Raw genomic sequence first — 21,367 nt, forward strand, 5'->3', positions numbered from 1 at the left:
ATCGTCGCCAAAAGGAATTAATTTGACCTCTTATCTTTTTCGCAATTATACGGCTTATTCGCTCGAAGCCTAATGGTGATGGCAGTAATTCCCGTTCGATACAAAGAGTAAATTTTTGTAAAAACATTTGTTTTTTTGTAAATTAAAAGTGTTGCCATATAGTAGAGGACTTGAAAAAGGAGGAATGTTTGGTGAAGCATTTTGGTTATTTGGATAATGGTGAGAGGAGCCAGATTTTCAGGCATGAGCCAATGGAGTTCACCAAGGATTCCGGGAAGGAACTGCTTGCTGCTGCCCTGGGAGCCACGCTTTATATGCCAGGTACGAGGGAGCAGATTTCGAGTGATGTACTATCTGGTAAATTTTTAAAAGGGCCTCATGAGGGACTGACCTCCATGGTGATCTGTCTTGAGGATTCGATTGCGGATGCGGAAGTGGACAGTGCTGAAATGAATTTGGTGCACCAGCTTCAGGAAATCCGCCGTGCTGTCGATTCTGATTTATTCCGGGAGAAGGATCTGCCGCTTATCTTTGTCCGGATCCGCCATGATAGCCAGCTGGATAAGCTTGCCGGCCATCTGGGGGAAGCCCTGGGACTTTTAAGCGGCTTTGTATTCCCCAAGTTTACCCGCACGAATGGCGAGCGATACTTGGCGAAGCTTGATGAAATGAATAAAACCTATGGCAGGAAGCTTTATGCGCTTCCAATCCTGGAAACAAAGGAAATTATCTATAAGGAAACAAGGCTTGAGACCCTGCTCGGGATAAAAGAGCTGCTTGACCGAAACTATGATTTGATATTAAATGTGAGAATAGGCGCAACCGACTTTTCCGGTTTGTTCGGCATCCGGAGGGACAGGGACACCACCATTTATGATATTCGAGTGATTTCCGACTGCATAATGGATATCATCAATATTTTTGGCCGGGAGGACGGCTATATCATCTCCGGGCCAGTCTGGGAGTATTTTGGAAGGCCGCGGCTTCTCAAACCCCAGATCCGCCAGACTCCTTTTCACGATGCACATGGAACAGGCGGAGCCAGGCTTAGGGAAGCGATGATCAAAAATAATGATGATGCCCTGGTGCATGAAATCATTCTGGACCGGTCCAATGGAATCATAGGAAAAACGATTATTCATCCGTCCCATATTAAAACTGTGAATGCCCTTCATGTGGTCAGTCTTGAGGAGTATATGGATGCTTCCGCCATCATGGATAGTGCCCATTCGTACAATGGGGTTATCCGCAGCGATTTTTCTAATAAAATGAATGAAATCAAGCCTCACTATCAGTGGGCGAAGAAAATCATTCTTAAGTCAAACATATTTGGAGTGTTTCATGAACAGCAATCATTCATTGATCTACTTACAGCCAGATCAGCAGACAACTTATTCGTATAACATTTTAGACCAAATCCATGTGGATATCACCGTTCTGGATAATCCATTCCATATACAGCTCGATTCTTTATTCAGCATGGCCGCGAGGATGAATAAGAAGCGTTCGTTTCTATTTGTCAGCAAGGTTTTGGGCAAGCATCTTCCGGTTGACCCGGCTGTGTCGCTTTTGACAGGTGAAGCCCTGGCGGCGCTTTATGCCGAAAAAGTGTATGGAATGCGTCATCCGTATATCCAGGATATGATCAATGGAATTACGGGCAAGAGCACCCCGAATTTGAGGCTTCTCGATTACCTGATCGAGCTGCCTGAGCGGACCGTGTTTATCGGGTTTGCAGAAACAGCCACGGCCCTTGGACATGCTGTTTTTGAAGTGTTCGAGAATGCGAGATTTTTTCATACAACAAGGGAGCGTGTAAAAGGATTGGAGTCAGCGATCAGCTTTGAGGAAGAGCATTCCCACGCTACCTCCCACCGAAGCTATATCGATCCTTCTTATCTGGATAACCTGGATCCCGTCGTTCTTGTAGATGATGAGGTGACCACAGGGAAGACCGCCCTTAACATCATAGAAAGCATTCATGCTAAATTCCCCCGGAAAGTATATTCCGTGGTTTCCATCCTGGACTGGCGGACGGAGGAAAATAGAAGGAAATTTAGAGAGCTGGAACAAAAGCTTGGCATCACTATCCATGAAATTTCAATGATTTCAGGGACGATTGAGGTGTCTGGAGCTTCGATTGAAGGTGAGCAGAATAAACCGGCCTTTCCTGCGCTGGAAACTGATCTAGAGGTGCTGGATGCTTCGGGTTTGGAAATTCCGCTCACTCCCTATCATTCTGAGGAAGGTGTGTCCGCTCCTTACTTAAAGGATACGGGAAGATTTGGGATGCTGGACAGCAGACAGACGAAAATAGAGGAGTGGTTAGAGCCCCTGGCAGGATATCTTGCCGGAAAAAGGAGAGGCAGCAGGACACTGTGCCTTGGAACGGGAGAGTTCATGTTTCTTCCGATGAAGCTCGCTTCCTTAATGGGGACAGGAGTCAGCTATCAATCTACCACAAGAAGTCCGATTCATCCTTCTCCCAGCTTTGGGTATGCGATTTCCCAGGCTTTCTCCTATAGAAGTCCCGAGGATCCTGATATCACTCATTATTTTTATAATATTGAACCAGGTATGTATGATGATGTATTCGTGTTTATGGAAAGGGAAATGGATGAGGCAGACCTTGAACCCATGATCCGTCAGCTCAGCAAGGTAATTCCTTCCATTGTAATCGTTCCATTAAGCAGGCTGTCAAAGGAGGGCTAAAGATGGAGTCATTCGGCAGCTATTCGAAGAACGACGTGGTGTTCCTCCTGAAGGATATCAGTTATGCAGATCTTGAAGGCTCTGCTTCCGAGCGGGAAGCGGCCATGCAGAATCATGGGCATTACTCAGAATCTCTTCCTATAGAGTACCAGCCTTCTCCTGATTATATTTCTTTATTTCATGATTCCCTGACCCGCTATAAGAGAAAAATAGCTGTGGCCGTGCAGACGGCGGCTGAAAAAATCTATAAAGAAAAAGGCAGCAATATTGTGCTTGTTTCGCTGGCAAGGGCCGGCACGCCTGTAGGCATCCTGCTGAAGCGTTATTTATCCTTTGCCTATGGGCTGGAGATTCCTCATTATAGTGTGTCCATCATTCGGGGCAGAGGCCTTGATCTGAACGCCTTGAAGTTCATTGTCAAAAAACACGGAGGCCAGGCGGTGCAGTTTGTGGATGGCTGGACAGGAAAAGGAGCTATCACAAGGGAACTCACCAAGTCGGTCGAGGAATTTAACGCCCACTACAGCGAAGCAGTGGGCAGCAGCCTGGCCGTGCTTGCCGATCCGGGAGAATGCGCGGATATTTACGGCACACGGGAGGACTTCCTGATTCCCAGTGCCTGCCTGAACTCTACGGTATCAGGTTTGATCAGCAGGACGGTGCTGAATTCCCGCTATATCGGGGAGCAGGATTTCCATGGAGCCAAGTTTTATAGGGAGCTGGCTGAATCTGATTTATCCAATTACTTTGTAGACCAGATATCAGACCTGTTTTCTGAGTTAAAAGAAACTGCTTTAGAGCCCGGGCTGCCGAAAACATGGAGGGGGCTGCGGGATATTGAAAGGCTGAAGACGGAGTTAGGGCTGGATTCTATTAATCTGATTAAGCCCGGCGTGGGGGAGACCACCCGTGTGCTCCTTCGCCGTGTTCCCTGGAAAATCCTTGTGAAAAGCCGTGAACTGCCGGAACTTGCCCATATTTTATATCTCGCGGAGGAACGGAATGTGCCTGTTGAGATCTACGAAGAAATGTCTTACTCCTGCATCGGCTTGATTCAGCCGGTTAAAGGAGAACAGCCATGATCTTTGCAAGTGATCTGGACAGGACCCTCATTTATTCCAAGAGAGCGTGCGGAACCGATTTATTTGCGCCGAACATCAGGGCAGTCGAACAAATTCCTGAGCGTGACATTTCCTATATGACGGAGACCGCGATTCATCTATTGAGCCGGGTTAATGAAGCGGCCCACTTTATTCCCGCCACCACAAGAACCAGGGATTTATATCACCGTATCTCTCTGTTTCAAAAGAAAATCGTTCCTAAATATGCGGTCGTAAGCAATGGAGGAACCATCCTGGTGGATGGAGAGGAAGACCGGGAATGGGCAGGGATTTTGAGGAAAAAGCTTGAAGCTGAATCTGCTCACTTCGAAGAAATCATGAACGAGTTTGAGAGAGTCCGCCATCCAGACTGGGTGTTGGATGCAAGAATCTGTGATGATTTATTCTGCAGCTCAAGGATTCTGGATGAAAAAGCGCCGCTTCAGGAGCTGAAGGAATTTGAAATTGCTGTGGATGCTCTCGGATGGAGCCTTTCCCTGCAGGAAAAAAAGCTGTATATGACCCCGAAGCCGCTTACCAAGTGGGCAGCGGTGGAATATGTATCGGAAAAGCTGGGAGCGGGGACCGTGATCACGGCAGGAGATTCGAAGCTTGATCTGTGCATGCTGGAGGTCGCAGATTATGCGCTCACTCCGCGTCATGGCGAAATCCTTGAGAAAAAGCTGAAATTTCCTCAGAATGTATATATAACCGCTTCTTCCGGAATTCATGCAGGGGAGGAAATGCTGCAGCATGTTCTCGGCATCATGGCTGACCCGCATGGTCAGCAGAAGCTGCTGTAAAATTGGCAATAAGTGGTGTAAAATAAAGGTAGTATGATTATATAGAAAGAAGCTGAAACCGATGTCTAACTTTCTTTCTTCTCAACTGGCCGAACTAAATCAAGGAGATTGGACAGGGATCCTGAAAACCCCTGTCACAGCAAGAGAGGCTGTGGCCGCAGGGGACCAATCGCACTATAAGCAGGTTGCAGGTGTTTTTCTCGGTGTTCATCCGGATAAGGATGAATATTTAGAGTTTTTATATGATCTGGCCCATGATCCTTCCCTTCAAATTGTTCTCTTAAGCGAGCAGCTCGATAAGCAGATTGAAACAGAGCGATTTCAGGCGATCCAGCGAATTCTCCTCATTCTGCAGAATGAGAAGCTGAGCATGAATCGGTTCATTGCCTTTATGGAGGGGGAAAGGCTGATTCCGAGCTTCCAGGACGGAGAAAAATCCAGGAAAATCCGGGAGGTCTTCAGGCAGGTGGTGGAGCTGTTCAGTGAGAGCCATCCTGACGGCCTCCAGGACCATGATTTCCGCCGTGTCGCAGTGGATCTGGTTAAATGGATGTGGAATCATGCAGGAGTCTGGATGGAGCAGGGAGATTACCGCTCGTCTGCTCCTAAAATTCTCTGGTATGGGGAAGCATCGAAAAGTGAGGCTTATTTTCTTTACTTCCTCATTTTGCTTGAATTTGACGTCCTTATTTTTAATCCGGCAGGGAAAAATGATCTGGAAGCAGTGGATCAGGCGAAAATGGTGCCGGTTCTGCAGTTAGGGGCTGGCGTACCGGGACTTGATACATTCCCGGCTTCTAGACCGGTCCGGAGGGCAACCGTTGCCTTCAAGGCTTCGCAGGAAATGGACCGAGTCCTGCACGGCGATGATTCCATGCTGTACAAGCCATGGCAGTTCCGCAATTACGCGCCTTCTGCCCTAACTTTAAAGACCACCTATGATGAGCTGTTCCTTCTCATAAAGGAAAGAGCGTTCATCCGGCCTAATTTTGAAGTGCGGAATGAAAGAGTCTATATTCCCAATATCTTCGCCAAGGTCTCCGGGATAACAAGGAACCGCCGGGAATACTGGGACCGGGTAGAAGGACTCTCGGAATACGATCTGGCGCTGACCATCCGATCGTATCCATTTTCAAGGGAAGTACGGGCGAATAATATTTTTCATTATCAAAATGCACTGGGAAGCGATGGGGCTCTAGATCCTGAGAAGATGATTGAGGCTTCTTGGTGGAGGCATAAACAGCTGCCGTCAGGGCTGCAGCAGGGAATTGCCCATGCGATCTCCAGATATAGCGGGCAGCCGAGGCTGAAACAGCTTCCGCATGAAGATCATCACACTCTGCAGCTGTATTTGTTCAATCAGGCGATGGACATTCCGCTTGATGCCATCAGGCTTCTTCAAAAGTTTGACTATTCGCAGGAGGTTCCGAGGATTGTCATTTTTAAATCGGGACAGAATGGTTCGAACATGACAAGATCGGATGCCGCACTCCTTCTTCTCCTGAACGAAATCGGTATAGACATTGTCATACTGAATCCTACAGGGCAGAATGATATCGAGATGTATATCGATGAAGAATTTTATGATACTCACTGGCTGGATGAAGTCAGCTTTGAGCAGGAATTGCGGGAGCCATCCATAATTAAGAAATTTTTAAAAAAATTTTCTAATAAGGGGAATTGACAATGAACGAGGAAACTTCTTTACAAACAGTGAGCCTGGATAAAATGGAAGAAACTCTGGAGCAGAAGCCTTCTGAGCTGAAGATTCAGCTGAGACAGAGTCCCGAAGTTACCCAGATTGCCAGTAACATCGATCATAAAAATCAGATTGCCCTTTTGGAATTCGGGAAAGAGCCCGCAAACGAAATCTCCAACTTCTCCGGACGAATCCTGAATACGATTAAATCAAGCTCCATGGAGGAATCCAGCAGCCTTCTGAGACATCTGGGAAAAATCATGGATAAATTCGACAGCAAGGATTTTGCCGAAAATAAGGGCCTGTTTTCCAAAATGTTCAACAGAGGCAAAAACATGGTCGAGAAGCTGATGTCCAAGTACCAGACGATGGGCTCCGAGATCGATAAGGTTTATGCGGAAATCGTAAAATACGAAAGTGAAATGAAAAAATCCACGACTACTCTTGAGCAGCTCTATGAACAAAACTACCGGTTTTATATGGAGCTTGAAAAGTTCATCGTGGCCGGCGAGATGAAGTCTGAAGAATTAAAAGCACAGCTTCCTGAGCTTGAGACAAAGGCAGCGGGCGGCAACCAGCTTGCTGTGATGGAACTGGACAGCCTGCGCAATGCGATCGAGCTGATCGACCAGCGCGTGTATGACCTCGAAATGGCGAAACAGGTGGCTTACCAGTCAGCGCCGCAGATTCGCATGCTGCAAAGGGGGAATACGAAGCTGATTGGTAAAATCAATTCGGCCTTCGTTACGACGATTCCAATCTTTAAGTCTGGATTGATCAATGCCATTTCGGCCAAACGCCAGAACCTTGTGGCCCAGTCCATGAGTGAGCTTGACCGCCGAACCAATGAGATGCTGCTCCGCAATGCCCAGAACATCTCCAAGCAGAGCGTGGACATTGCCCGCCTGGCCGGTCAGCCAAGCATCAAAGCCGAAACACTCGAACAGACATGGGAAATCATCATCCAGGGAATGAAAGACACCAAAGCCATTGAAGAAGAAAACGTCCGTCTGCGCGAAGAAGGCAAAAAACGTCTTGAACAGCTCCAGGAAAACTTCAAGCGAAACCAGATCACAGGCTGATCGGGAGACTGACCCCATATCCCGTACCCTGCTTCCTTTTGGGAGCAGGGTATTACTTTTTAGGAAATGAGGACTGTCTCTATTTCCTATCTCGAAAATGGTACAAAAGTATCGCCCGTGATTTGAATAATTGTCCTTTCTCTATCTCATCTCATAATTATCTTGGGAAATAACAGGGAAATAGGGACAGACCCCATAGTTTTTGATAAAATATAGCTGATACATAACAGTAAAGGGGGATGGGAAGTGCTGGAGTCTTGGTTGTTTGGGTTTTTAAAGGGAGCCGGAATGGTCCTTCTTCATCCTTTGTTTTATATATCGTTTGTGATGTGCCTGGTGATTGGGGTGCTGAGGATTAAGAGGGAGCGGGAGGACTTTCATACGCGGGTAGAGGATTTGTATCTGGAGCTGAAGTTCCTACTGCCTGCCGGTCTTCTATTAGGACTGATTGGTTCCATTTTGTCTATTCTGGCAGGGATTGTAATCCCCGAGGCCGCTATCATTCTGATTGCGATTCTTTCACTGATCGGTACGGGATCACTGAGGCTGAGAAGCCTTTCACCGGCTTATATGATTGGAATTCCCTTTTTTATCCTCATGCTTCTGCATGGGAAAAGTTTTAATCTTCCTTTCTTTAAGACGGCATTTAATTCAATTGATCATTCAATCTATCCTGCTGTCGCACTTCTGTGCGGATTATTGATTGTGATTGAAGGAATTCTGATTGCGCGCAGCGGCTATAAGAAAACATCGCCGAAGCTCATTCCGTCAAAACGCGGGTCAATCGTCGGGGCACATCTGGCGAACAGGATCTGGCTTGTGCCGCTGTTCCTGCTGATACCGGGAGGAAAGCTCTCGTCTCCATTTGAATGGTGGCCGGTCTTCCATATGGGGGGAATCGAATTTACCCCGATACTCGTTCCGTTTTTGATCGGCTTTACGCAGCAGATCCAGGGAATGCTTCCGAAGGATTCCATCCGGATGAACGGACGCCGGGTCATCGGATTGGGTGTCATCATTATCCTGGCGGCCATCGCCGGCTATTGGTATCCGTATGCCGCTGTCATTGCGGCTGCTGCCGCTGTCCTTGGCCGGGAAAGCCTTCATCTGTATCAAAAGCACCAGGAGCGGAAGCTGCCGTTTTACTTTTCACGCCGGGAGCAGGGCTTAATGGTCCTGGGCATCATCCCTGGATCTCCTGCTGCCAAAATGGGATTATCCGCAGGGGAAGTCATCACCAAAGTAAATGGCGTAAAGGCAAGGAACGAAAGCGAGTTTTACGAAGCCCTCCAGCGGAATGCCGCACACTGCAAGCTCGATGTACTGGATAACAATTCCGAGATACGCTATGTCCAGAGAGTCCTGTACGAAGGAGAGCACCATGAGCTGGGCATCCTGTTTGTGCAGGAATATAAGAGGAAGCGGGAAGCGGTATAACTGAAAAATCATTTTCAACAGAAACAATGAAATTTTGTAGTCCATCAAGATCATGAACTTGATGGACTTTTTCTATGTAAAGGATTGTGAACCTCTTTACGCTTTCGCGAACGGTTGGGTGCGTTAGATTTAAAAAGAGTGCTGCTGTGGGAACCTTTTGTTATTGCACCAATAGGCAGGTAAGTACCGTATTTGACACAAATTGTGCAATAAAAAAGATGTATCATTATTGTGATACCACCATTGGGTTAAGTACATGAACAAGCTCACCCATTTTGGAAAAGGTGACCTTGAATCCATTCTGGATAGTCTCTTTTCACTGTAAAAGTATCTTTTTTGAAATGTTATCTGATAAAAAGAAAAAACACTTCTGTTGTTACAGAAGTGTTTTTTCTTTCATTGATTAAATTTTGAATCTAGTAACCTCAGATTGTAAATCTTGTGCAAGCTGACTTAATGACTCCGCTGAAGATGAGATTTCTTCCATAGAAGCCAGCTGTTCCTGTGAAGCGGAAGCCACTTCTTGTGTATTCATCGAAATACCTTCAGAGATACTGGTAAGTTGTTCTATAGACGCAGATAATTGTTGAGTACTTGCTGATATTTGCTCGGTAGCCGCAGATACCTCTTGTACCTGCCCAGTGACTCGTTCAATCGAAGTTAAAATATGATTAAATGCTTCTCCTGCTTTTGCAACAATTTCTGTTCCGGATTCTACTTCTTTTGTACCTTTTTCCATAGAGTTAATTGCAAGGTCAGTATTCTGTTGAATTCCTTGGATTAAAGACCCAATTTGTTCAGAAGAATTCTTCGATTGTTCTGCAAGTTTTCGTACTTCATCTGCTACAACGGCGAATCCTTTGCCATGTTCACCAGCTCGTGCCGCTTCGATTGCCGCATTGAGAGCCAATAGATTTGTTTGGTTGGCAATATCACTAATGACTTCGACAATTTGTCCGATTTGCTTGGAGTTTTCTCCCAAACTTTCAATTACAACAGCTGTTTCTTTAACAGATTTATTAATCCCATCCATTTGAACTACAGATTGATTGATAACTTTACTACCTTGTTCCGCTTCTCGTAATACCTCATTAGCTGTTTCAGAAACAGTAGAAGTGGATTCTGCAATACGTTGTAAACCTATTGCGTTTTCTTCCATGGCTACTTTATTTTCTTCCATACTATTCATTTGAGATTCTGTTGAATTAGAAATATCTGAAACGGATTCAGCAACTTGGTTAGCCGCATTTGTAGATTGTTCAGAACTTGCATATAATTCCTCAGAAGCAGCTGCCACTAGGTCAGAACTTTGACCGACTTTGCTGATTAAAGATTGCAGGCTTTTCTTCATGTAATTAAAGGATTCTGACAAATCACCAATTTCGTCTTTGTTTTTTACATGAATATCTTCTTGAGTAAGATTTCCATCCGCAATTTCTTTAGCGGCGTTAGCTACTGCTGTAACAGGTCTCGAAATCATACGACTAATGAAAGTAGCAATGACTAAACCGAGAATAACAGAAAGAATAGAAACAATTAATATGGTGTTTTTAACATGAGCAACTTGCGTCTGAGTTTTTTGAGTTTCTGAATCTAAAAGTGCTTGTATGGATTTTTCTAATTCTTTTGCTTTTTGAGTAAATTGATTACTAAGTGGTGTTCCTTTATCAAGAAGCAATTGCAAAGATTCTTGGACTTTGTTTTCCTTTTTTAATTGAATAACTTGCTCCATTACTTGAACATATTGTTGATGAGCTTGGTTTAATTCTTTATGTTGTTGAATTCCCTTTGGTGTATACAGCATTTTGCCTAATGCATCTGTGGTTGTTTGATAGTCATTCTTTGCCTGATCAAACTTATCAAGATGTGCGCTGTCTCCAGTTAATAAAAATCCTCGTGTACTTCTGGATTCCTCGGTTGCTAAATACTTTAAATCTTTCGTATACATCGCCTTTTTAACTTGTTCCCCAATTAATGTAGAGTAGCTTGAATTGACAGAAGAAAATTGAGTGAAACTGATCGTTGCAAGTGCAATTACTAATAAAATAATAATACCAAATCCACTTAATAATTTTTTTCCTATACTGATCTTCATGATGTTACCTCACTTTGATTAAAATTTACGTTTTTTAACTCTTTAAGCCCCTCTATATTTTCAAGCATTTTATGTACGTCAATAAGAACGAGCATTCGATTTTCGATTTTGGATACCCCTTGGATAAAATCAACCTGTTTCATGATGCTGACTTGTTGAATAGAGTCAGTTGATATATCCAGAACATCTGTAGCTTCATCAACCACAAGTCCTATCGGGCTTCCCTCTATACTAATTAAAACAATACGTGTAGTATCGGTATCGACCTTTTCGCTATGTCCTAACGCGATTCCTAAATCGATAATCGGTGTAACGATTCCTCGAATTGGAATAATCCCTCTAACGTAGTTAGGTGTAGAAGGCAAGGCGGTACATGATTGCATTTTTTCTATGGAAATAACATGATTAATGTCAAGTCCATATTTTTCTTTGTTTACTTTAACAATGATTACTTTAATATCTTCCATTCCTTGAGTTCCTCACCAATCTATTATATTGACTACAAAATATCCTATAATTCGACAAATTTTGGACATGATCATAATTTGGTATCATGTTTGAGAAGTTCAAACCACAATACCATCTTACGAGTGTGTAAAGTTTTGAAAAACTTCCAGTGATGCAATGGTGCTCAATTCGTTTATGGCTACATACTTATACAGGGTCGACTCCGATTCTTTTTTCTATTTTGTTCTTTATGGAATTGGCTAAGGAATCTACTGCTATTTTAAAGTTTCAACTTCAATACTCACGTTGCAATCCTGCTCTTGTTCATTTTCATTGCTGGACACTTCCCTCTATTTACTCATTCGATAACCTTCTATTTTATATCGGTCATAATTCCTATTAATTTAATAGCCTGCTATAAACAAAAAGTTTGGGCTGTCACATGATCAAATAGAAGAGTTAGATCCCGAATCAAAGAGAATTTTATTGGTTCTTATAACTTCTGTAGGAAGTGAGCTTGCAGGTAAGGTAATAACAAAACAAGTAGTTGCGCAGTTACTGAAGAGGGCCGGGGCCAAAGCAGCTATAAAACAAGTCGTGCAATTTGTACCCTTCATTGGACAAGCTGTGGCTGCTAGTGTTAGCTTTGGTGCTATGATGTACCTAGGAAACTCACATATCGATGATTGTTATTCCAAAAGATATATTGAAAAGGTTTAATAAATTTGCAAAGAAGAATCCAGACAATGGATTCTTCTTTTGTTTTCGTAAAGATTAAACGTGCCCCCTCTCCAAAAGGTTGGCCTCAAAAGCCTATGGGGACTCATAAAAAAATTGGAGACGATTTTAAGAAGATTGTCCGTGAAGAAGGCTGGAAGGGGTTTTAAATTACAATATGAAGGAGTTCCTGAAGAACATCAAACGTATATTAAATTAAGATATTCCAGAAAGATATGAAGAAGTCCTTTTTTCTTCAACTAATGGGGGCGTTAGTCGAAGAGTTTTGGCTGCTGCCGCACCCTTTTTGCATTATCTATTAATTAGAATTGATGAAAGGAGGAGATGAGACATAATAGGAGTATATATAATTAAGAATACCAGGAAGTAAGAGGCGGTTAATCAATGACGGGATTATTGCTAACTTCAACTGTAAATTTTTCAAACAAAGTGAAAAGCCAATTGCAAAATTTAATAAGTAGAGAAAAAAGCTGTACAGCAATCATTACAACTGCTTCGTATATTGAAAAAGAAAGAAGCCCAAATGCAAAAAAAACAAAAAGCCAATATCACTCGATATCGGCATTTTGTTCATCAATGGATTTACTTTCCGGCTACTGCATCTTTTAGTGCCTTACCAGCTTTGAAAGCGGGAACTTTTCCGGCAGCAATCTGAATTTCTTCTCCGGTTTGTGGATTTCTGCCCGTACGTGCGGCACGTTCACGGACTTCAAAATTACCGAATCCGATCAATTGAACCTTATCTCCGTTTTTTAATGCCTCTGAAATGGCACCGAAAACTGCATCAACTGCTTTTGATGCATCCTTTTGAGAAAGCTCAGCAGTCTGGGCTACTTGATTAACAAATTCTGTTTTATTCACGATTTAAGCACTCCTTAATAATAAAAAAATTGGGTCACCTTAGTTTTAACATAGCGTACATAAGTTCGCAACTTTAATACGAATTGCAAACTCTTTTCGACGAATTGGCTTTTCACCGAGCTATTGTCTTTGTTAGCATAGCATATTATTTCCGCTGGCAGGCGGGTTAGCATCAATAAAATTGATTTACAGCCCCCAATGGTCCATATGGTATGTCATATTGTGAACAAACCTTTGAAGCAGTAAATCTTTTTATATTACCTGTACATCACCCCGCCCAACTATTGAGCAGGGTTTTTTACTAATAAAAAAACAAGCTCTTTAATAAAGAGCTTGTTTGTGTGTGTAAAATAAAATTAAGCTTTTTGAACGTTAGTAGCTTGTGGTCCGCGTTGACCTTGCTCTACGTCGAAAGTAACTTTTTGACCTTCGTCTAAAGATTTGAATCCTTCAGATTGGATAGCAGAGAAATGTACGAATACGTCGTCTCCACCTTCGCGTTCGATAAATCCAAAGCCTTTTTCTGCGTTAAACCATTTTACTGTACCTTGTTCCATTTTTGTTGCCTCCTAGTGTGTTACCACACATGTGTTACTATCCTTGCCCAAAGTGATTCTCAAGACGAAAAGTCGATACTCGTATACACCGAACAAAAATAATTCTTCTTTAGAATAACAGGAAACTCAAGCAATTGCAATGGTTAGAAAGGAAACGAAGAGCCTTTTTACGATGTAGGAGCTGCCGGGATGCTTTAACGGCAGCTTTAACTTTAAAATAATGATGTATAAGGTGTGAATTTCATATCGCATATATACCCACTTTAATTCCATTGAGATGCAAATCCAAGGGATTTTCATTTTTAATATAAATCTTGCGAACTAATTGCAACCAGAAGGTTGCACGGGAATGTAATAAGTGCTACTATTTGGTTGCACATTAAAAAAGGAGGCATCTTCATGGAACGAATCGAAAGAGAAATCTTTATTAATGCTTCTATCCAAACCGTATGGGAGTTAGTCAGCCAGCCAGCATGGTGGGTGGGGGATGCACCGGGGCCGGATAAGGTTGAGGTGGACGGCTCGCGTATAGTGGCGGATACCAAATACGGCAGGTTTCCAGTGCTAATTGAAAAATCGGAAGCGCCACACTATCTTGCATGCCGCTGGGCAAGTTCCTTTCCTGGAGAAGAACCAAAGGAAGGAAACTCTACCCTTATAGAATTCAGCTTAGTTCCTAAGAACGGGGGAACCAACCTTCAAGTAACAGAGAGCGGCTTCTCCCAGCTTGCTGTATCCGATGAAAAGCAGCGTACATTCTTTAAAGAGAATGTAAATGGCTGGGGAATACAAATAGAAGCATTACGGAAGCAGGCTGAGAAGTAATTGGTTAACCTGGACAGAGAACATTACGAAAGTGTCCTGGCTGCATTAGCCGACCCTACCCGTCTTCAGTTACTCGATCTTATCGCGTTGAAGGGACAAGCTACAGCCACAGCTTTAGCAGAGTCGGTGACAGTATCCCGCCAGGCGGTTGTAAAGCATCTGCAAATTTTAAAAAATGCCAGACTTGTCTCAAGTAATCGTCTCGGACGGGAAGTAAGATATACTGTGTGTCCAGGGCAGCTCACGTCAACAGCAGAGTGGATGAACCATTTAGCTGCAGATTGGGACAAAAAACTGGAATGGATTAAGCATATGGCTGAGGCGAAAGAAAACTCTGATTGAACGTACCCTTTATAAGAGGAGAGTGTCACACGATGGATACACAAGTAATCACTAAAGTAAAAATCAACAAACCAGCAAGTGAGGTCTTTGAAGCATTTGTATCTCCTTCGAAGATCGGGAATTTTTGGTTTTCATCCAGCTCTGAAAGATGGGAAAAAGGAAAAAGAATTACCTTGATATATGAAGAGTACCATGCAGAAGCGACTATTCACGTACTCGAAATCGAGAACAATAAGAAAATCGTATTTTCCTGGGGAGAAGAACATGGTGAAGGAACGATGGTCACCATATCTTTAAAAGAGGAAGGGACAAGTACGGCTGTTGAAGTAAATGAATCCGGACTAAAAGAGGATGACCCAGATATCCTGGCGAAGATGCTCGGGCAAAAAGAAGGCTGGGTCTATACACTAACTTGCTTAAAAGGATACTTGGAAAATGGAATAAATAATCTGAGGGCTTCACTGATTCATTCATAATATCCTGCCCCCGTTCATAGAGAACGGGGGCAGCTTGAAAAGGTTAAGTCGGCAGTTTAATGGGATTATGGAGTGCGTAATGATCTCTATAGGCCCGATACGAGACAATGTTATCGCCTTGATAATATCCATCAAGCTGCAGGATTTTGGTTTCGTTTTTTTCTAAATAGTACTGATATCCTTCTGTTTCCAAACGATAGAAATAATACGGGATTCCAAGCAGTTCCTTCTTTGCTGCCTTTACATCTGGATGCTGCTGTATAAAATCCGCCAACTGCTGTACAGATGCTGAGGGTATATCTGCGATTTGAAATATTCTTTCCTTTAGATTTGTCTTTAATTGATTCAGAGTAGTTTTTGCTTTCTTTTTGATCTTCTTCGAATGACTTTTCATAAAAATCACTCCTAATCTGATTGAAAACTACTATACTTATTTCCTCACCTCAAACGAAGTAAACATCGAATCTTGCCGTGTGACAATGGTCAATGATGCAGCATACTAAAATGTTAATTTAAAAAACCCTTATTAAATTTTTGGTAATTATTCCGATATAAAAACCATAATATTGTGAGTCCAGACCTCGGAACAGGAATCTGGTTCCCTGCGGCCAGATTGAATAGTCAACAGGAATGTTGGCTTTTTTATTTTTATATAAAGCATTTGCTATAAAAGGAGTTTGTTATGGAAGTAAGATGGTTTTCTGCCAAGAAGAAGCTGATATCAGCCTGGACGGATTAACGACCCTTATGTGAAGATGGGGGGGAAACGGGTATGTGATCCTTGCAAAAAGCGATGGTACGATCATTGCGCATCCTAAAAAGCCGCAATTAAATTATGAATCCATTGAAAAATTGCATATCCCCAGGCTGAAGGCAAACGGGAAGGATGGCCCCTTTGAGGCGAGAGTAGACAGACAGAAATCCCCGTTAAATGTGGTCACTTCAAAAAATAATAAGTGGAAATATATTTGCGTCATTCAGAAAAAGGATTTGACTGCCTCTGTCCTTCAAATGGAAGGGCATTTTTGATCATAGGCTCTCTTGTCGTGATCCTCGCGATTGTCCTTCCGCTTGCACAGAGTGAACTGCAGTAAATTGAACATAAGCAGGATTGGTGATTTAAGCGGAATAAGTTGACTATATATCCCTTGGGAAATTTCTCTAATGGATTGGGTGTACCGGAACAATAAGTCCGTTTATTGCATTTCATGAAGGAGTCGAGAAAGGGTTCAATTTTGGACAATAGGAGCTGGATTCTAACTCATTGCTATGCTACTCATAAGCAGTTACACCATTTAATGTACAGACCTTCATCTTAAAGGCGGCAGTCAAGATACTCACAGCTGTTAATAGATAGAAAGAAGAAAGCAAGAGGTTTATCTACGCACTCTTGCTTTCTTTTCATTTCTCTTTCTTTTCAAGCCCTATTGTTATAACCGTAAGAAGGGCTCCCAGTAAAACCATGGCCGAAGCTACCCAAGGCGTATGCTGCAATCCCAGGAAAGAAGTAGTAAGTCCGCCTATGTAGGAGCCTAATGCAATTCCTCCATTGAATGAAGCGATATTAAGAGATGAAGCAACATCGATGGCACTTGGTACATAGCGATGAGCCAGGGTCAAGACGTATGATTGTAAAACAGGCACGCTCATAAATGCCAGTAGTCCCATAGCTAGGACAGTAATAAGACCGGCTGCTTTAGAGGGTGCGGTAAATGTAAAAGTCAATAAGATGACAGCTTGTACGAAAAACATGGAGAGTAAAGCCTTTAGTGGTTTTCGATCTCCAAAACGTCCTCCAAGGGCATTCCCAATTGCAATCGCTACTCCATAAAAAAATAAAATGATGCTCACATTCCTGGCATGGATCCCCATGATGTCCTGAAGGATAGGGGAAAGGTACGTAAAGACGTTTAGACAACGGAGCTGAGATTTTAGCAAAAGTTTCGGAATATTATTTTGGCTCTTATGGTCAAATCATATTGGGCTTATTGATTTCCGCAGCATGCTTGACAACAAGTGTAGGACTGATCACTTCATGTTCTTCGTTTTTTCATAAACTATGTCCCAAAATCTCTTATAAAAAATGGGCTGTTATTTTATCTGTTTTTAGTACAATTGTTCAAATATAGGATTGAATTCGCTTATTGCGATTTCAATTCCTGTATTACAGACTTTGTATCCAATTGCTATATGTTTAATTTTTTTAACTCTCTTACGGCCGCTGGTTAATGATAATCGTGAAGTGTATCAAGGCAGTTTGATCCTAACATTTATTGTGAGCCTTTTTGAGGGATTGAAAGCAGCTGGTATACAAATGGATGAAGTGACTGTATTTTTCACAAAGTTCCTTCCCTTTTATACGATTGGGCTAGGATGGATAATTCCAGCTATAGCAGGCGGGATAGGCGGTTATCTGTTCAGTGTCTTTAGAACAAAGTGAATGAAGGTAAGGCACTACCTTCATTCTAGGTATGGCGGGCGATTCTGTCTGGTTACTATATGTCTCTTTTAGCCAATAACTATAAAAACTGTATCCTCGAGGGGATACAGTTTTTTTCTTACCTATTTAATCTTCAAGGCTGTGGAGCTTAATGATCTCGGTAAATATGCTGATTCCATTAAAAAGGGAGTCAATATCAAAATGCATGTCAGGATGATGCAGGCCTGGTGCCAGGTCACAGCCTAAGCCGATCATGGTTGCTTTTAATTCCGGCACATTCACTTTATAAAAATGGAAATCGTCTCCACCGGGAGTGATGATGGGAGGAACCAATTTATCGCTTCCCAGCACATTCTCGATGGCTTTAGCTGCAAACTGCAGGGCTCCTTCGCTGGACTCGGCAGCAACAATTCCATAATCATCTGTCACGAGAATCTCGGTTTGATACAGTTCTCTTGCATTGTGGATAATATCCAGAACCCGGTTATGCAATTCCTCCATCAAATCGTTGGTTTGTGCTCGCATATCAATAGCTAAAGAGGCTTTTCCTGGAATGATATTCGTGTTCAATCCCCCTGAGATAAACCGTGTCACTTTAGCAGAATGAGGGATATTCGGATCGAAATATAAGGAATGGATCGCATTGATAATGAAGTTGCCGATTTCGATGGCATTCTGTGTTAAATGTGGTCTCGCTCCATGTGCATCCTCACTGTTGATTTCGAATTGAATGGAGCGTGTGGCACTGTGTACGATGGAAGGAGAGGCATACCCAGTCCGCAGTTCCTGAATGGGGCGGAGGTGGATGCCATACAGATAATCTACATCCTCCACCGCGCCTTTTTCTGTTAACTTTAATGCGCCTGCGCCTACTTCTTCTGCGGGCTGGAAAATAAAGCGGACCCCCACTCGTTTCTTCAGTTCTTCATTTTGCTGGATAGTCCATAAAACTCCCAATACGGTCGTCATATGGGCATCATGGCCACAGGAATGGTTCGCCTGCATTTTTCCATCCACTTCCTGATACAAGGCGTCCATATCTGCGCGAATCGCAATAATCGGACATTCACCGCTGAAGTTTCCGATATCCCCTATGACACCTGTGCAGTCATCAAATGATACAACACGATGGCAGCCAGCATCCTCGAGCAATTGTTTTATATAGTTGGTTGTTTCCTTCTCTTCCCAGCTTAACTCGGGATTTTGATGCAGATGCTTAAAAGTTTCATAGATTTTCTGTTTAAAGACTTCGGTTAACATTTGAGTTTGTGTTCCCACTTCACCCATCCCTTTCATTAATTAATGTAATACCTGTTGACAGGGTTGACGGCTTCTAGCATTTCAATTTTCTGGGCCATATGCAGCAGTATCGAATTTAAGAGGGAAAAGGTCACGGGGCCTTTTTCCAAAATGGACTTCTGTGCAACTTGAATGGATAGAACATGGTCCCCTAAATGACTGATGGGGGAGAGTGCAGAATCCGTAATGACGATGACGGTGTTCCCGTTTGCCTTTGCTTCTTCCGCAATTCTGATTGACTCAAGGGCATATCGGTAATAAGAGAAGATTACAACACAATATTCTTTTCCTTTATGCTTAATTCCCATATCCAGATCAGGCCGATGCAGTGTTACTTTATTCAATAGGCCATCAAGTGTAAAGGAAAACCAATGGGCATAGGAATAAGATTGATAATATCCTGCGACTTTAATTTCCTTTGCTGAAATAAGTGCTTGGACTATCTGGTCTGCCGCCTCCCAATCAATATGGGCAGCGGCCTGCTGGATATTTTCCGCATCAGCCGTCATAATGCTTCCAAATGAATGGTCCTTTTCGCCGCTGCCTATAGGATTCTGCCTTAAGGAAATCATGGATTGCTGAACATCCAGCTGCAATTCGCGGTATCCATGATATCCGATGGCTTTGCAGAAGCGGATGACCATTGTCTCGCTTACACCCAGGGTTTCTGCATTTTTTCTGGCAGAATAGGTGGCAAAGAGGATCGGATTCGACAGCAGTGCTTCTGCGATTTTTTTTAATCCTTTGGTCAGATTAGGAAAACGATCTTTGGTTCTGTCGAGATAATTCATAGAACACCTGCTTATCCTAGAATCAATGCGGTCCCCAGCCTGTTGCGACTCCGATCACAATAATGATTAACCCAATCACAAACCACATGCCGACCAAAGGAAGGACAAACCGCACCCATTTGCCATAAGAGATGCCGCTCGCCGCCAGCACACCCATCAGCACGCCGGATGTCGGGTTGAAGCAGTTGACCACACCTTCACCCACCATAACGGCCTGGATGGCAACCTGCCTTGTTATATGCATAAGATCGGCAAGCGGTGTAAGAATAGGCACTAATACGACTGCCTCTCCGCTTCCGGAAGAAATAAAGAAATGTAAGAAGGCACTTAATAGATACATTCCAATGGCGCCAGACACCGGACTTAGCCCATGCAGCAGGTTCGCCAGGGAGTTGACGATCGTATCCAGCAGATTACCGTCAGTTAAGACAACTGAAATGGATCGTGCCATTCCTACAATCAACGCGCCATATACAAGGTTTTGACAGCCGCCGACAAAGGTTTTGGCAATATCATTCACCTTCAAACGGCCAATCAGACCTGCAAGGATGGCAATTAAAATAAATACAGCTGACATTTCATTGTCGGCCCAGCCGAGTTTAAAGGCTCCATATACATATATGATGAGCAATAAAGCAGTGACGCCCAAAATGAGCTTTTGCCTGAGGGTGAATGGTGTTTTTTCCATTGCGTCTGTCATCCCCGCAATGCCTTTCCCCGGAAACCAATCGTCTCCCAACGGACTTTTGTTCGTTTTCTTTAATTTCTTGGTGTAGAAATACAAATAACCAATGGTGACGGCAATGAAGGCCAGATAGTTGATAAGCCGGAGCCCCATCCCTGAAAACATGGGAAGCTCTGCCATCTTCTGCGAAACGCCTAGAGGGGTGGGAGATAAAAATTGTGCGTTGAATCCTGCATATGTCCCCAGGTAGATGACGGCTGCACCGACCATCGCATCCCATTTGAGCGCCCGCGCGACAAGAATGCCGAGCGGAATAAAGCCGATTACAGAATTCACGACAATGCCTGTAGTGCCGAGGATTGAAAATAAAAATCCAACTGCGGCGATGAATAATAATTGCCTGGTTTTAAACTTATCAACAACAGAATGAATAAGACCGTTGACGGCACCTGTTTTCTCTAAGATAGCGATGGTACCGCCGGTAAATAAAACCAGAAAGATGATGGAAGCCGAGGCGGCCATTCCTTCCGGGATTGCTGAGAGAAATTTGATAAAGCTGACGGGTGTCTGGGCAATTTCATGATAGCTGCCCGGGATGACAACCGTGATATCTCCTTTTGCTACTCGCTTAAATGCTCCTGCCGGAATGATGTAGGAAGCGATGGCTGCAATAAGTGCAATGACAAACATAAGCACATAGGCATCCGGGCGTTGAAAACCCTTCTTTGGCTTTTCTTCAAATGCTGGTTCTGGTCGCGGATTCGTAATCATCCTATCCCTCCCTAAAAATCTAAAAAATTACAATATTCTAAAAATTATAGATAATTATAATGAATGATTTCCTTTATTTCAATAAAAAATGAAGGAAAAACTTTATTTCCGCTTGATCTAAGGGTTTTAGAAATAGAATTAGAATAGCGAGGGAGAGGGAACCTATAAGAAGGTATGAATTACGTTTTTAGCTTGAAGTTGTTCAGT

The 21,367-nt window shown here is 43.2% G+C and carries 21 protein-coding genes and 1 pseudogene; 13 read left to right on the forward strand and 9 right to left on the reverse strand.

The genetic code is table 11. The features are described from left to right. The first annotated feature begins 191 nt into the window (after window positions 1–191). The 7 genes from H539_RS0116410 to H539_RS0116440 all read left to right on the forward strand — a co-directional run bounded on the left by H539_RS0116410 (window position 192) and on the right by H539_RS0116440 (window position 8,833). A complete protein-coding gene (locus H539_RS0116410; RefSeq protein ID WP_026694411.1) occupies window positions 192–1,403 on the forward strand; it encodes an HpcH/HpaI aldolase/citrate lyase family protein in 1,212 nt (403 codons plus the stop codon). Next, complete coding sequence (locus tag H539_RS0116415; RefSeq protein ID WP_026694412.1) at window positions 1,342–2,712, forward strand: phosphoribosyltransferase family protein; 1,371 nt, start codon at window positions 1,342–1,344, stop codon at window positions 2,710–2,712. Before H539_RS0116410 ends, H539_RS0116415 begins: the two co-directional genes overlap by 62 nt. A gap of 2 nt (window positions 2,713–2,714) precedes the next feature. After that, entirely contained in the window at window positions 2,715–3,794 is a 1,080-nt protein-coding gene (locus H539_RS0116420; protein WP_035322933.1) for a cysteine protease StiP family protein, read from the forward strand. Further along, window positions 3,791–4,615: a hypothetical protein gene (locus tag H539_RS0116425; RefSeq protein ID WP_026694414.1), complete on the forward strand. Its 825-nt coding sequence runs from the start codon at window positions 3,791–3,793 to the stop codon at window positions 4,613–4,615. Before H539_RS0116420 ends, H539_RS0116425 begins: the two co-directional genes overlap by 4 nt. 61 nt (window positions 4,616–4,676) lie before the next feature. Further along, the gene (locus tag H539_RS0116430; RefSeq protein WP_026694415.1) at window positions 4,677–6,299 is read left to right on the forward strand and encodes a YceG family protein; all 1,623 of its coding nucleotides are present in this window, start codon (window positions 4,677–4,679) and stop codon (window positions 6,297–6,299) included. Window positions 6,300–6,301: 2 nt separating this feature from the next. Next, window positions 6,302–7,396 (forward strand): toxic anion resistance protein, encoded by a 1,095-nt coding sequence (locus H539_RS0116435; RefSeq protein WP_051348643.1) that lies wholly within the window; start codon window positions 6,302–6,304, stop codon window positions 7,394–7,396. Between the two features lie 246 nt (window positions 7,397–7,642). Further along, window positions 7,643–8,833 carry a PDZ domain-containing protein gene (locus H539_RS0116440; RefSeq protein ID WP_026694417.1) on the forward strand — a complete coding sequence of 397 codons (1,191 nt, stop codon included), beginning with the start codon at window positions 7,643–7,645 and terminating at the stop codon, window positions 8,831–8,833. 403 nt (window positions 8,834–9,236) lie between these two features. Here the strand turns inward: H539_RS0116440 and H539_RS0116445 are convergent, their stop codons facing one another. Beyond that, window positions 9,237–10,928, reverse strand: coding sequence for a methyl-accepting chemotaxis protein (locus tag H539_RS0116445; RefSeq protein ID WP_026694418.1), 1,692 nt, complete (start codon window positions 10,926–10,928; stop codon window positions 9,237–9,239). Next, window positions 10,925–11,395: a chemotaxis protein CheW gene (locus H539_RS0116450; RefSeq protein ID WP_026694419.1), complete on the reverse strand. Its 471-nt coding sequence runs from the start codon at window positions 11,393–11,395 to the stop codon at window positions 10,925–10,927. The genes H539_RS0116445 and H539_RS0116450 overlap by 4 nt, the downstream gene beginning before the upstream one ends. Window positions 11,396–11,861: 466 nt before the next feature. Here H539_RS0116450 and H539_RS28850 point away from each other — a divergent pair, with 466 nt between their 5' ends. Then, on the forward strand, window positions 11,862–12,095 hold the full coding sequence (locus H539_RS28850) for a hypothetical protein (RefSeq protein ID WP_051348644.1): 234 nt from the start codon (window positions 11,862–11,864) through the stop codon (window positions 12,093–12,095). 600 nt (window positions 12,096–12,695) lie between these two features. Here H539_RS28850 and H539_RS0116470 read toward each other — a convergent pair. Further along, window positions 12,696–12,974: an HU family DNA-binding protein gene (locus H539_RS0116470; protein WP_026694421.1), complete on the reverse strand. Its 279-nt coding sequence runs from the start codon at window positions 12,972–12,974 to the stop codon at window positions 12,696–12,698. Window positions 12,975–13,330: 356 nt separating this feature from the next. Then, window positions 13,331–13,531: a cold-shock protein gene (locus tag H539_RS0116475; RefSeq protein ID WP_026694422.1), complete on the reverse strand. Its 201-nt coding sequence runs from the start codon at window positions 13,529–13,531 to the stop codon at window positions 13,331–13,333. Between the two features lie 399 nt (window positions 13,532–13,930). On the opposite strand from H539_RS0116475, the gene H539_RS0116485 reads away from it, so the two are divergent. From H539_RS0116485 to H539_RS0116495, 3 genes are read left to right on the forward strand one after another with little or no spacing between them, the layout of a single operon-like run. Then, entirely contained in the window at window positions 13,931–14,356 is a 426-nt protein-coding gene (locus H539_RS0116485) for an SRPBCC domain-containing protein (RefSeq protein WP_035322937.1), read from the forward strand. Beyond that, window positions 14,357–14,698, forward strand: a complete 342-nt coding sequence (locus H539_RS0116490; protein WP_026694424.1) for an ArsR/SmtB family transcription factor — start codon at window positions 14,357–14,359, stop codon at window positions 14,696–14,698. A 32-nt stretch (window positions 14,699–14,730) separates the two neighbouring features. Then, the gene (locus tag H539_RS0116495) at window positions 14,731–15,174 is read left to right on the forward strand and encodes an SRPBCC family protein (RefSeq protein WP_026694425.1); all 444 of its coding nucleotides are present in this window, start codon (window positions 14,731–14,733) and stop codon (window positions 15,172–15,174) included. 43 nt (window positions 15,175–15,217) lie between these two features. Here H539_RS0116495 and H539_RS0116500 read toward each other — a convergent pair whose 3' ends face one another. Next, entirely contained in the window at window positions 15,218–15,568 is a 351-nt protein-coding gene (locus H539_RS0116500) for a hypothetical protein (protein WP_035322940.1), read from the reverse strand. A gap of 380 nt (window positions 15,569–15,948) precedes the next feature. On the opposite strand from H539_RS0116500, the gene H539_RS0116505 reads away from it, so the two are divergent. Beyond that, a complete protein-coding gene (locus tag H539_RS0116505) occupies window positions 15,949–16,203 on the forward strand; it encodes a PDC sensor domain-containing protein (RefSeq protein WP_026694427.1) in 255 nt (84 codons plus the stop codon). 372 nt (window positions 16,204–16,575) lie between these two features. Here H539_RS0116505 and H539_RS28855 read toward each other — a convergent pair whose 3' ends face one another. Next, complete coding sequence (locus H539_RS28855; protein WP_342664017.1) at window positions 16,576–17,112, reverse strand: MFS transporter; 537 nt, start codon at window positions 17,110–17,112, stop codon at window positions 16,576–16,578. Here H539_RS28855 and H539_RS30900 point away from each other — a divergent pair. Beyond that, a pseudogene (locus H539_RS30900) lies at window positions 17,085–17,614 on the forward strand (branched-chain amino acid transport system II carrier protein); the annotation flags it as partial. The gene H539_RS28855 and the pseudogene H539_RS30900 sit on opposite strands and share 28 nt — an antisense overlap. Before the next feature lie 126 nt (window positions 17,615–17,740). Here H539_RS30900 and H539_RS0116515 read toward each other — a convergent pair. From H539_RS0116515 to H539_RS0116525, 3 genes are read right to left on the reverse strand one after another with little or no spacing between them, the layout of a single operon-like run. Next, a complete protein-coding gene (locus H539_RS0116515) occupies window positions 17,741–18,874 on the reverse strand; it encodes a M20 peptidase aminoacylase family protein (RefSeq protein ID WP_026694428.1) in 1,134 nt (377 codons plus the stop codon). Between the two features lie 35 nt (window positions 18,875–18,909). Beyond that, window positions 18,910–19,704 (reverse strand): MurR/RpiR family transcriptional regulator, encoded by a 795-nt coding sequence (locus H539_RS0116520; RefSeq protein WP_035322943.1) that lies wholly within the window; start codon window positions 19,702–19,704, stop codon window positions 18,910–18,912. A 22-nt stretch (window positions 19,705–19,726) separates the two neighbouring features. Then, on the reverse strand, window positions 19,727–21,160 hold the full coding sequence (locus H539_RS0116525; protein WP_035322945.1) for a YfcC family protein: 1,434 nt from the start codon (window positions 21,158–21,160) through the stop codon (window positions 19,727–19,729). Between the last annotated feature and the right edge of the window lie 207 nt (window positions 21,161–21,367).

Origin of the sequence: Peribacillus kribbensis DSM 17871 (genome assembly GCF_000430765.1) — a bacterium.
Lineage (GTDB): Bacteria > Bacillota > Bacilli > Bacillales > DSM-1321 > Paraperibacillus > Paraperibacillus kribbensis.